General features: G+C 42.4%; 9 protein-coding genes. 2 read left to right on the top strand and 7 right to left on the bottom strand.

Annotation, left to right across the window (positions count from 1 at the left end; all coding sequences use genetic code 11):
- Window positions 1–23: 23 nt before the first annotated feature.
- Together ACR63T_RS00045 and ACR63T_RS00040 are read right to left on the bottom strand one after the other, a co-directional pair.
- A complete protein-coding gene (locus ACR63T_RS00045) occupies window positions 24–1,187 on the bottom strand; it encodes a MalY/PatB family protein (protein WP_472784347.1) in 1,164 nt (387 codons plus the stop codon).
- Window positions 1,188–1,254: 67 nt separating this feature from the next.
- On the bottom strand, window positions 1,255–2,040 hold the full coding sequence (locus ACR63T_RS00040; protein WP_472784346.1) for a crotonase/enoyl-CoA hydratase family protein: 786 nt from the start codon (window positions 2,038–2,040) through the stop codon (window positions 1,255–1,257).
- A 209-nt stretch (window positions 2,041–2,249) separates the two neighbouring features.
- Here ACR63T_RS00040 and ACR63T_RS00035 point away from each other — a divergent pair, with 209 nt between their 5' ends.
- Window positions 2,250–2,978, top strand: a complete 729-nt coding sequence (locus ACR63T_RS00035) for a LysE family translocator (RefSeq protein WP_472784345.1) — start codon at window positions 2,250–2,252, stop codon at window positions 2,976–2,978.
- 65 nt (window positions 2,979–3,043) lie between these two features.
- On the top strand, window positions 3,044–4,069 hold the full coding sequence (gene rlmF / locus ACR63T_RS00030; protein WP_472784344.1) for a 23S rRNA (adenine(1618)-N(6))-methyltransferase RlmF: 1,026 nt from the start codon (window positions 3,044–3,046) through the stop codon (window positions 4,067–4,069).
- A 125-nt stretch (window positions 4,070–4,194) separates the two neighbouring features.
- Here rlmF and ACR63T_RS00025 read toward each other — a convergent pair whose 3' ends face one another.
- From ACR63T_RS00025 to dnaA, 5 genes are all read right to left on the bottom strand, one after another.
- Window positions 4,195–5,697, bottom strand: a complete 1,503-nt coding sequence (locus ACR63T_RS00025; RefSeq protein ID WP_472784343.1) for a DUF6880 family protein — start codon at window positions 5,695–5,697, stop codon at window positions 4,195–4,197.
- A gap of 169 nt (window positions 5,698–5,866) precedes the next feature.
- Complete coding sequence (gyrB, locus tag ACR63T_RS00020) at window positions 5,867–8,509, bottom strand: DNA topoisomerase (ATP-hydrolyzing) subunit B (protein ID WP_472784342.1); 2,643 nt, start codon at window positions 8,507–8,509, stop codon at window positions 5,867–5,869.
- A gap of 505 nt (window positions 8,510–9,014) precedes the next feature.
- On the bottom strand, window positions 9,015–10,298 hold the full coding sequence (gene recF, locus ACR63T_RS00015; RefSeq protein WP_472784341.1) for a DNA replication/repair protein RecF: 1,284 nt from the start codon (window positions 10,296–10,298) through the stop codon (window positions 9,015–9,017).
- A 131-nt stretch (window positions 10,299–10,429) separates the two neighbouring features.
- Window positions 10,430–11,605, bottom strand: a complete 1,176-nt coding sequence (dnaN, locus tag ACR63T_RS00010) for a DNA polymerase III subunit beta (protein WP_305899214.1) — start codon at window positions 11,603–11,605, stop codon at window positions 10,430–10,432.
- 115 nt (window positions 11,606–11,720) lie between these two features.
- Window positions 11,721–13,190, bottom strand: a complete 1,470-nt coding sequence (gene dnaA, locus ACR63T_RS00005) for a chromosomal replication initiator protein DnaA (protein WP_472784340.1) — start codon at window positions 13,188–13,190, stop codon at window positions 11,721–11,723.

Genomic DNA, 13,190 nt, shown 5'->3' with positions numbered 1-13,190 from the left:
TTTTCTCCAAAATATTTTATAAACTAAACCTCACCCCTAAACGCCGCATAAACCCGATTTAATCCCTCACGCAGCAGCGTTTTCGGACACGCCACATTAATACGCATTTTCAGATGTCCCTCGCTACCGTATTTAATACCAGAATTTAGCTCAACTTTGGCGTCTCGCAGTTTGTCATATAGCGCCTGATTGTCCTCACCGTACGCCGAGCAATCGAGCCAAATCAAATACGACGCCTCAGGACGCATGACCTTGATATCTGGCAGATGTCCTGCTAAAAAATCTAGCGTCAACTCAATATTTTTCTCAATATAAGCCAGCACCTGCTCAAGCCATTCTCCCCCTTCTTCATAAGCGCTTTGCATCACCGTATAAGCAAATAAATTCAGCTCATATTCATCATTTAGCTGCTGCTGCTGGCTGATTTTTTTGATTAAAGCGTCATCTTTGGCAAAGATCATCGAGCCTTTAATCCCCGCCACATTAAAGGTTTTAGTCATGGAGGTGAGACTGACGACATTGTGCGCGTACCCTGCTGCTTCTGCGAGTTTCAAAAACGGCGTAAATTTATGACCATTTAAGGTTAAATCTTGATGAATCTCATCGCTGACGATGGCGACATCGTGTTTTTGACATAGCGCAAGTAGTGCTTTAAGCTCATCAGCAGTCCAGACGCGCCCGCCCGGATTATGCGGGTTGCATAATAGATATAGCTTAACCTTATGCTCCACTATTTTGGCTTCGATATCTTTTAGATCTAACTGATATTTCTCATCGACTTCTTTTAACGCAGACATCACAAGCGTGCGCTTATTTTGCTCAACCTTAGTCATAAACGGCGTATAAATAGGATCATTGACCAGTACCGCGTCGCCTACTTCGGTAAATATCTGTATCATCAGCGCTAGACTTGGCACCACCCCTGGCGAAAATAAGATATTATCCTGTGTCAGATTTAAGCCATAACGATTGCTATGCCAGTTGATAATCGCCTCATACAAAGCGCCGGTCGGTTTGGTATAGCCCAAGATGCCGTGTTCGGCCACGCGCTGTACGCTAGCCAAGATAGGCGGCGCGGCTTTAAAGTCCATATCGGCGACCCACAGCGGAATGGTATCGTCACTATAGTGCCATTTAAGTGATCCCGTACCGCGTCTATCGATGATTTCGTCGAAGTTATATTGCACTAGTATTGTCCTTGGTCATACGGTTAAAGAAAGCTTTACATCATGCGTTCGGTAGCATTACGAGTCTCTACCTACCCTTAAACTCAGCCGCTCGTCTCTCAACCATCGCCATTGCACCCTCTTTGGCATCTTCTGAATGAAATAGCGCGGGTAGATAGCTATGAATATTACCCAGTGCCACGCCTGCGCCATTACGAGTAGCGTCTTGTGCTGATGAGATCAGCCCTTTTACCCCAAGCGGTGCGGCAGTGCTAATCTCTTTAGCGATAGTCAGCGCACGCTCGTACTCTTCACCGTTGGCTACGACTTCACTAACTATGCCCAGCTTATCAGCGGCTTGCGCGTCGAAGTTTTTGCCTGTTAATAGATACGGCATGGCTTTTTGCCAGCCAGCCGCCGCGACAAACCTTACCGTTGCCCCACCAAACGGCATGATACCGCGCTGGACTTCCATCTGTGCAAAGTTGCTATTATCGCTGACGATGACCACATCACTATTAAGCATCAGCTCAATGCCAGCGGTAAAGCAAGTGCCTTGTATCGCCACCACCACAGGTTTAGTACGCAATTTACCACCGACGCCCCATGGATCGATTTGGCTATCATCAAATACAAACACCCCTTTAGCGACTTTGTCTTGCAGCTCCATCAGATCAAGACCTGCGGTAAAATGCTCACCGTGTGCGAATATCAGCGCACAACGCAGATTATCGTCGTCTTCGTAGTTGGTTAGCGCAACAGAGAGTTGCTTGATCATATGACTATCAAAGGCATTGCGCTTATCGGCGCGATTAAAGCCAATCAGGCAAATGTATCCATCAGTGTCATAAGTAATACGGTTATCGGTGGTCATAGTGCTATCCTTGTCGAAGTTATGATTATTTAGCAAGCGTGCTTTTAATATAGACATCCTAGCGCGATTACACAAGTAACAAAGCGCTCTACCATAGCAGTTGGCAATATCACGCTAAAATGATACCGCGCTATTTTCTTTTATAGAGTTGACCTCATTTAGAATTAGTGCAAAGATTGAGCGAATAGCCGCAAGACGCAGAGCACTTTATGGAATTTTGGCATGGGTTTTTGTTAATTACGAGCGTCCATCTGCTTGCTGCCGCCTCGCCGGGGCCTGATTTTGTACTGGTTTCACAGCAGACCTTAGCTAAAGGTCGTCGCACTGGTCTAATTTGTAGTCTAGGCATTACCCTCGGTCTTGCCATTCATATTATCTACTCTGTACTAGGACTGGCTACAATAATTGCGCATTCGCAGCCTTTACTGACGGCCATAAAATGGTTGGGCGGTAGCTATCTTATTTATTTAGGCTGGCAAGGTATCCAAGCTAAGCCGAAAAAATTATTAGGTGATAGTGATAATAGACCACAACCTATCATCGCCAAAACTGAGACTAAGAATAGAGCGACTCAACCGCTTGCGAACCAGCCAGCTTCAATGGCAAGACCCGTTGTAAATAAAGACCATCAACAAACGGAGTCCACCGTTGCTATCTTGCGCCGTGGCTTTTTTTGTAATGTCTTTAACCCTAAAGCGCCAGTGTATTTTGTGGCAATATTTACTTTAGTATTATCGCCTGATATTCCGCTTTGGCAGTTGGCTATTTATGGCGTATGGATGATGGTATTGCAGATGGCATGGTTTAGTACTGTGGTGATGCTGCTATCCATTCCCACTATTCTCAGACGTTTTCAGCGCTTTGAGCATTGGATTGACCGTATATTGGGTAGCGCAATGATTGTATTAGGGTTAAACCTTATTTTTCGCAATCGATAAAACATTAGTGACTCGCAAAATCTGCTAAAATGTCTAGTTATATTCAAACTTTGTAGCCCAATATTATGAACAGCCGAAACAACACTAGTACCCATAAAAACCGCTCACCTGCGACCGCTAAGAAACTAGGCAAATTGCATCCGCGCAATCCGCATCAAGGTCGCTATGACTTTGCAGCTTTGACTCGCGCCCTGCCTGAATTAGCCAAGCATACTATTACCAATCCTAAAGGTGAGTCGACGATTAACTTCTCCGATCACGGGGCAGTGCGCGTGCTGAACCAAGCGCTATTAGCACAGTTTTATGGGGTGAAGTTTTGGGATATTCCTGACGGCTATCTGTGTCCACCGATTCCAGGTCGCGCTGATTATATCCATTATATCGCTGACTTATTGGCACAAACGACACATGCGAATAAAGACAGTACCCCGCCGACAGGTAAGCAAATTCATGCCTTAGATATCGGTACAGGTGCTAGCGCGATTTATCCAATTATCGGTAGTCAAAGCTATGGCTGGCGCTTTACTGCCAGCGACATTGATCCAATTTCGGTCAATACCGCAGCCCTTATTTGTGAGACTAACCCTAAGCTAAAAGGCGCAGTAAAAGTTAAACTACAGCCTGAGCCTAAGAGTTTCTTTAAAAATATCATTGGTCGTCAAGATTACTTCGATGTGGTGATATGCAATCCTCCGTTTCATGCCTCGATGGCAGAGGCAATGGAATCCAATAGCCGCAAGCAACATAACCTGCAACGACATCGCGGTAAGAATGAGAGCGAGCAAGTCAGCCGTAGCTCAACCAAATCAGGTAATGCCGCGCAAAACCTGAACTTTGGTGGTCAACATAAAGAGCTGTGGTCTACAGGCGGCGAGATTACTTTTTTGACCAATATGATTAAAGAGAGTGCCAACTTTGCCGAACACGTTGGCTGGTTTACATCACTGGTATCAAAATCAGAGAACGTAAAACCTTTACAGTTATTATTAAAGCAGCTCGATGTTGCGCAGATGCGTATTATTGAGATGAGCCAAGGCCAAAAGAGCACTCGAGTATTGGCATGGCGCTTTACTATGGATGAAGAAGAATAAATAGTTTCACCTATTATGTTTCACATGGAACATTAAGTAATTTTGAACTAACCCTTTAAGTTTCATGTGAAACAAAAACACCGCTTCAATCATTAAAGCGGTGTTTTTTATCGGCTGATATTCCTTTAGTCCTCTACTCGCTCCCAAAAGCTATACTTTTTACCATGCTTGTCATAAAGCGCTTTGATATAGGCTTTATGTGAGGTAAGCGTGCTATAGCTCTGCTCTGTATTACCAATAATGCTATTAAGTAAAATGAGCTTTTTACAGTAGCGAGCTGCATAACCATAAGCTTTGCTACGACCTTGATCTAATATATCGTCAATCAAACTGCGATAAATAATGACCTTTATAAGATCTGTATTTTCTGGTAAGTCTTTTAGCAACCGCGTCAAGGTCTCATAGTGGATATCATTAAAATCAAGATGACGAGTAACGGCTACTTGATTCGCAAGTATCGTCTCATTTATCTCTAATAATAGTGAAATAGCATCAACAATGCTTTCTTGCTGCTCAGCTAATTTATAAGCCGTTTTACGTAATTTTGCTTGCTGCGCTGGGCTAGCAATAGCCATTATTGACTTTAGCCTTTGCGGTGATGCGTGCAGCTCGAATGCTTCATTAAGGACTTGCATCTGTGCTTTAGTGTCACCTTGCAAGCGGTGAATCTCGCTCAGCCAATCCAAACGCTTTAATTGCTCTTGCTTGTTTTGCTTACTATTATTTTGCCAGACCTCATTTAAATAATACTCAGCTTTATCAAAAGCCTTATGATCTAGCATAAATGGTAATAGCTCATTCAATTGCTGCGAGGTCATAGCATCTTTAGGATAAATCCGTAAATATACTTTCTCGAACAAAGCCACATTACCCAGTGCCCTAACCAACCCTATCAGCGTCACTTCTGTTTTCAGCTTTTCCTGATGATTTGCTCTACTATGATCGTACGATCTTTTTGTAGATAGACTTTTTATGCTCTCTGATGAATCTTGTTCAAACAAGCTTTCATAATACTGCTCATAGTCCTCAATAAGCCCTGCTATTTCAGACTCTGATAACAGCTGATTAACACCTTCTATTAGCGCTTCTTTAGTAGCGTAAATATGACCAAACCCGTAGTCATTCTCATCAATTAAGGTCTTAATTTTCTGTTGCCACGCTTGACTTAAGATATCCTGCTCATCTATAGGTAAGCTGAGTTTTTCTTGCTCGTAGCATTTACTGGCTACTGTCAGCCAAGACTCAGCAGCACTTCTATAAGTCTTGGCGACCTCGCCATTGTCTTCACAGCGCTGTAGACTGCTATTGCTTGATTCAAGGAACAGCTCTAGTAGATTCAGACAGATATCAGCTTGTTCAGGATATAAGCTCATAACGTCATCGGCTAAATATTGTAGCTCAGTGGCGAATTCACTGACCCTCCAGTATTCAACGAACGCATGACGACGACGCAGCCCTTTTAAATTCGAAGTCAGCTTTTTGATCAGTTTGGGCGTATCAGATTGCAATAATAGACGCTCTATCTTTTTATCTAACAACTTATCTACGCCTTGTACCTCAGCGACAAAGTTTACTAAAGTGGCTTTGGATAATTTGCTTAGCGCTTCTTTTTGTTCTGTCGTCAGCATAATAAAGCCCCTACTCTTCACCAATAATTATAAATCCTAGCCTATACTTTATATTGTTTCACATGAAACAAAAAAGCCACCTTGCGAGCAAGATGACTTTTATTATAGGTATTTTTACTGTAAATCCAAACCAAATATCTTATTTAGATATCTGCTTTAAATATCTGCTTTAAATATCTAGGTTAGATACGGTCAGCGCATTCTCTTCAATAAAGATACGACGTGGTTCAACATGATCGCCCATCAAGCATGTGAACATATGATCGGCAGCGATTGCATCTTCAATAGTCACGCGCAGCATACGACGGTTTTCAGGATCCATTGTAGTATCCCAGAGCTGATCCGCGTTCATCTCTCCTAGACCTTTATAGCGCTGTACCGATAGACCACGACGCGCATCAAGCATCATTTGCTGCCAGAGATAATCAAAGTCACGTACTGGAATATCTTTATTAGCACTTGTCCCTTCACGGCGAATAAAGGCATCATCTTCTAGCAAAGTATTCCACTCACTCGATAAACGCAGGAGTTTGCTGTACTCGCCTGAATTGATAAAGCTAGCATCTAGCAAATAGTGATGCGCCAATTGATGCACATAAACGGTTATGCGTGGTAACCACTGCGGTCTTTTCGACTCAGTTTCAACATCAGTAACGGTTTCACCATCTACGCTGGCAATCTCAGGCTGTACTTGCGGTTTCATGCCTAATAGATCAGCAGTCACTGCATCAGTAGCCGCAGATACAGGCGCATGAATATCAACCAGCTCAATCTCAGGATTTAGATCAGCCCCAAAAGTATTGAGCTGAACTTGCAGCTTATCCGCCCACTCTTGCATCACACCTTTATCGTAAGTCATATCGGTGCTGAGCTTTGGCGTATGCGTTAGCGCGTCTAATAAAACAGCGGGATAGCGAATCTGCAATCGCGCTTTAATCAGCTGAGTCTGGTTATAGTCGTTCAGCAAAGTTTCAAGCGCTTGACCTGTAATAGCAGGCGCATCCGCACTGATATGTAACTTGGTATTATCAATCGTCGATGATAATAGATAAGCTTTTAGCGCTTCATCATCTTTAAGGTACAGCTCTTGACGACCTTTTTTGACTTTATAAAGCGGTGGCTGAGCGATATAAATATAGCCGCGTTCAATCAACTCAGGCGTTTGACGGAAAAAGAACGTCAATAGCAAGGTTCTGATGTGCGAACCATCAACGTCCGCATCGGTCATAATAATAATTTTATGATAGCGGGCCTTATCAGGGTTATACTCATCAGGACCAATACCACAGCCAAGCGCGGTAATTAAGTTGCCAACCTCAGCTGAAGACAGCATCTTATCAAAGCGTGCGCGCTCAACGTTCAGGATTTTACCTTTGAGCGGTAAAATAGCCTGTGTCTTACGGCTACGACCTTGTTTGGCACTACCGCCAGCTGAGTCCCCTTCCACTATGTATAACTCTGATAATGCAGGATCTTTTTCTTGGCAATCAGCCAACTTACCAGGCAAACCTGCAATATCCAAAGTGGTTTTACGACGGGTCATTTCACGCGCTTTACGAGCAGCATCACGGGCACGAGCGGCGTCAATAATCTTGCCAGCGATCGCTTTACCAGCGCCTGGATTCTCTTGTAAATAGTCATTAAACTTATCATGCATCGCTGATTCGACAGCAGACTTAACTTCGCTTGAGACCAGCTTATCTTTAGTTTGACTGGAGAACTTAGGATCAGGTACTTTTACTGAGACGATAGCCGTCAAGCCTTCACGAGCATCATCACCAGTGGCAACGACTTTTTCTTTTTTAAATAAATTCTCGCGATCCATATAAGTATTTAGACAGCGCGTTAATGCCGAGCGAAAGCCTGATAGATGGGTACCGCCATCGCGCTGTGGAATATTATTGGTAAAGCACAGCACTTTTTCGTTATAAGTATCCGTCCACTGCAGTGCAACTTCAACACTGATGCCGTCATCTTGCTCACTGGTAAAGTGAAATATCTCATTGACGTTATCTTTGCCTGCGTTAATGTAGCTGACAAACTCAGATAGGCCGCCTTTGTGCTCAAACTCATGACGCTTATCGATGCGCTCATCAGTTAAGACAATACGCACGCCTGAGTTCAAAAATGACAACTCGCGTAGACGCTTGGCTAAAATATCGTATTCAAAGATAGTACCCGTGAACACGTCATTGCTCGGATAAAAACGAATTTGTGTGCCCGTTTTATCGGTAGCTTCTTGTTGTTCGATATCAGCGTCAGGTACCCCATCAGTATAAGTCTGATGGTAGTGGAAGCCTTCACGCCAGATATTCATCTCTAAATGTTTAGACAGCGCATTCACCACCGATACGCCAACCCCATGCAAGCCGCCTGACACTTTATAGCTATTATCATCAAATTTACCACCAGCATGCAGTACAGTCATAATAACCTGAGCCGCTGACACACCTTCTTCTGGATGGATATCCACAGGCACACCGCGACCATTATCCATAACGCTGACTGACTCATCTTCATGAATGATGATATCGATCTGATCACAGTGACCAGCAAGCGCTTCATCGATAGAGTTATCAACGACTTCAAAGACCATATGATGCAAGCCTGTGCCATCATCGGTATCGCCAATGTACATCCCAGGACGCACGCGCACAGCCTCTAAGCCGCGCAGTACACGGATATCTTTAGAACTATAGTCGGATGGGACTGTTCCAGAAGCGCTTATTTCAGAAACAGTATCAGGGGCGATGATTTGAACGCTAGTCTCTGTCAATACTTGCTCATTATCAGTAGGTAATGAATCACTCATGTGCATTCCTTAATCAAGCCATAATCAGCGATTCGACACCGCTATACATTTCAATGTAATGCCGTAATCTCATCTAAGATTTAGCTTATCAACGTTAATATCTTTGAATAAAGTATGATGTCACTATACAAAAACTAAATAATTTCGGGCTAGTCAGCCAATGCTTTATTTTTAACTTATCAAGACACTGACTAAAGGCTAATTATTAAAATAAAAGCTTTTATTATCAATTGTGTATACTCTTAATGAGTTGAATAATCAATAATATAAAACTATCTACAGACCTACTTAAAATAGGACGAAAACGAAGGTTCATTTTAGCATTTTTCTGGGCTTAAGTCACTGTTTACCAGTGATATTATAAAGATAGCTAGGCTTAAATTTTATAGAAAACAAGCTAGTATCAACAGTGCCAATTTGGGAGGGAATAATTGCGGATGAGCAAATGAAAAGGTCATATAAGTATTTGCTTGATGATTGAATCGTCTTCATCAACCTGTCGTCATTAACCTATAGTAAGCTGCCCTTGTTTCATGTGAAACACATTAAGGTTAGACCAGTATTTAGTGATAAGTGGTAGCACATCCTCTGTTAGGCTTGTGATAAATACTTGGCAAGGTAGCGTTGATAAAGTGGCCAATAAGATATCCAAAGCTTTATCGTCAAGCTCTGCAGTAATATCGTCTAATAAAACTACTGGTGTTGCTTGTCGCTGTGTTGTTGTATTAACTTTCTTTATCACATCATCTCTCATACTTGATTTAAACACATTATCTAACGACATTACTTGATCAGTATCATTCAATAATAGTGGTAATTGTGACAGTCTTAATGCGGTAATAAGCAGCTTCTTTTCACCGCGCGATAATACATTAGCCGCCTGCTCTTTTATTACTGGCAGCTTACTTACCTTATCCACAGGAACATCACTGATGCTGTTAGCCGATGTTTCGTTGTCCGCTGTATTCTGTAGTTGATCTATCTTGTTAAAGCTATTCGAGCGCCAATGAACATGTATATCCGCACGGTGACTGCCTATACGCGTATAGCCAAGCTGTAGGTCTTGCGATAAGCGCTCGTGCAACTGCGCATCGAGAGCGATGCTAGTATCATAACCTGCATTATAAGTTAAGCTCAGTTGCTCAGCATAATTGGGCAGTAGCTGCTTAATACTAGCCTCAAAGTAAGGCTGCCATGCTCTAAAGACGCTTTCACGGTAGTGATGAATCAATGCTGCGTGATTGGCAAAGCCTTTATCCCACGCCTTAAGCTCACTAAGCTGCGCGGATGTTAGGGTGTTAGCTTGTTTGAGCAAGCTATTGCGTTGTTTCAACAGACGCTGATATGCCACCCACTGTGAATGAAACCCTGGTTTCATGTGAAACACTAGCCAATCAAGCAATTGACGTCGACTGGCACTCCCCTGCTCTAACATATCCATTGATGAGGGATCTATCAGTAGCGTTGGTAATTGCTCAGTAAGTATGCTTTGGTTATAAACAGTAGATTGATTGAGGCGCAGGATAGTTGTGGCATCAGTCTGTTTTTGAATAGCTGCAGTACTACCGTCAGCGAGCCTAGCATGGACAGTAGTCGCTTGCTTATGATGTTGTATATAGCGTTTGGGCTGATGATGACGAAAGCTCTTGCCACGTGATAATAAGAATACAGACTCAAGCAATGAAGTCTTACCACTACCGTTGACTCCAATAATGACATTGCATTGAGCCGCTTGCATATCTACTTGCTCAAGATTGCGTAAATGCGAGACTTGTAAGCGTTCAATCATAGCTACTATAACCGTCCCTGTTTATCAATCGTCACAATCTCAATGGCTATTTTAATCACAAAACTCTTAACTAAAAACTTTTAACCAAAACACTCAACAACAATAAACAAACCTTTGTTTATTTGTCGTACTTATATACGCATTGGCATAATGACATATTGATGAAACTCATCGTTAAGCTGATTGACCAGTACAGAGGCATTAGACTGACTCATATGCATTTGCAAATCGCCTTGGATGACGCCTAACACATCTTGCAGATATGCCGCATTAAAAGACAGTTCCATCGGCTCACCTTGATACTTAGCTTGAATCATCTCGACCGCTTCATCTTGCTCAGCATTATTAGCACGAATCTCAACCATGCCATCACTAGCAAAATTAAACACGACGCCGCGTGATTTCTCGTTACTCAAAATAGCGACTCGACGCAAAACATCAGACATCTTTTCTTGACTAAACAGAGCTAGCTTATCAGTATTACTTGGCATTACCCGACGATAATCAGGGAATTTACCATCGATAAGACGCGCAGTGAAGGTTACCATCAAGTCTTGACTCACTTGACCCATACTATCAACGTCGCCAAAGGGCAAGCTCACTTGCAAAAACTCACGACCAAAGCTTAGCGTAACGTTATTATCCTTATCACTGAGCATTTTACCTAATTCTGTCGCTAAACGCTCAAGTTCGATCACTGCCTTACGCGGCAAAATAGCCTGCATGTTTAGCTCACTGCTGACATCGATAACGCTACGAGCCAGTGCCAGTCTATGCCCGTCAGTCGCGACAGTTGTTAGCTGCTGCCCTGAGATATCAAACAACATACCTGTCAGATAATAACGCACATCTTGAATAGCCATAGCAAACTGAGTTTTGTGAATCAAGTCAACAAGGCGATTACGACTCATCGTAAGCGGCGTAATATTCTCAGGGTTACCTAGACTTGGATAATCCTCACTCGGCAAAGTTCCTAAGGTAAAACGGCTCTTACCACTGGTTAGTAGACAACGCTCATTTTCTTGCGTAGCAAGATTAATCAGCGCTTGAGCTGGCAATGACTTACAAATATCTCTTAATTTAGTTGCTGGTAGGGTAGTTGTACCTTCTTCAATACAAGCCCCGATTGGTAGTTTAAGCGTTGAGGTCAGCTCAACCTCTAAATCAGAGGCAGTCAAGATCAGCTCAGACTCAGATAACTGCAGCTTTATATTGCCTAGAATCACCATATTATGGCGCTTATCGGCGGCTTTGGCGATTAAGTTGATAGCTTTTAACAATGACTCTCGATTGATTGATAATTGCATGTGTATTTCTCTTATTAATAATGCTTTTCTGTGAAATATTTTTATGATTATAAACCATATCTAAGCGCTAAAACATAGCAAAACTAATGACTATCGCATAGTACTACAACTGATACTACCCAGCTTGTAGCATCATCGCTAAAGCTTTGTAGTCTTTATCAAAGGCAGGGTCTGCGGCGCGTAGTTCAGCGACTTTATCGCAGCCATGCATCACTGTTGTATGGTCACGACCACCAAAAGATTGACCAATATCTGGATAGCTATCGCCCGTCAGCTCCCGTGATAGCGCCATGGCTATTTGTCTTGGCCGGGCAATTGTGCGCGTACGTTTGCGCCCCATTAGATCCTTTACGGTTATATCGTAATACTCAGCGACTACTTTACGGATATTATCCATATTAACCGCTTGCACGCGCATAGCTACGATATCTTTTAACGCATACTGTACCATCTCAAGGGTAATAGGGGCGCCTGTCAAATTAGCATTAGCAAATACTTGGTTTAAGGCACCCTCCAAACGTCTAACGTTAGAAACTACGTTTTGTGCGATAAACAAAGCACACTCTTTTGGTAGCAACATTCCGTAAGAATCAGCCTTCTTTTGCAGGATCTGTACCCGAGTATCGATCTCAGGTGGCTCTACTGCGACTGTCAAGCCCCAAGAAAAACGCGATCGAAAGCGCTCATCAAATTCAGTCATTTGTGAAGGATGGCGATCTGAGGCTAGTATCAGCTGCTTGTCGCCACTGGTAAAATCAGCAAATAAAGTTAAAAACTCATTACTACTTTTAGTCTTTCCTGCAAGCACATGAATATCATCTACAATTAATAGATCTACTTTTTTTATTTTCTTTTTAAAATCTTCTATTTTATTATTTCTTAATGAGTAAACTAATTGATTAATAAATTTCTCAGAAGTGAAATAATAAAAACTTCTATTATTTTTTAAATAGCGCTGAGCTACAGAATGCATTAAATGAGTTTTCCCCAAACCTGAAGGTCCGTATATAAATAAAGGATTATGACGATTTTTTGATTGTGGTTTGGTAAGCTCATAACAAGCCTTGTAAGCTAAGTTGTTAGACTTGCCTGTGACGAAGGTTTCAAAGGTAAAATCAGGATTGAGATAGCTCAGGGATTTAATGTCAGCTGAGTCAATCAGTGCCGCTTGCGAGGTATTTACTTGCTGCTTATTATTTAAGTCCTTAGCGTTATTATCTGAACTCGCTAGGGTAGGGGAGAGCTGGTTGCCTGTAAACAACGAAGTAGAAGACGTTTCTTTATTATCTATCGTTCCTGTTTCACTAGCATCGACATTTTGAGCATTACTATGACTATTATTATCTACACGAACCACCACCTCTTCAATACTGTTTTGACTGTGTTTGATAACTAACTGCTCAATATCTGCTAGATGGTTCTTTTTTATGTAAGTAACGAAGTAGTCGTTAGGCGCTCTAATGATTAGCGTTTGCTCTTCTTTATGTACTGACAAAGGTCTTAGCCACATCGTAAAAACGTTATCTTTCACACGATAACGTAGATCGTCTAAGCATTTGTCCCAAAGTATAGCGGTATCTATCAT

This window comes from Psychrobacter sp. M17(2026), assembly GCF_055699815.1.
The sequence above is the reverse complement of the archived record's forward strand: the minus strand, read 5'-3'. Positions and strand labels throughout refer to the sequence as shown.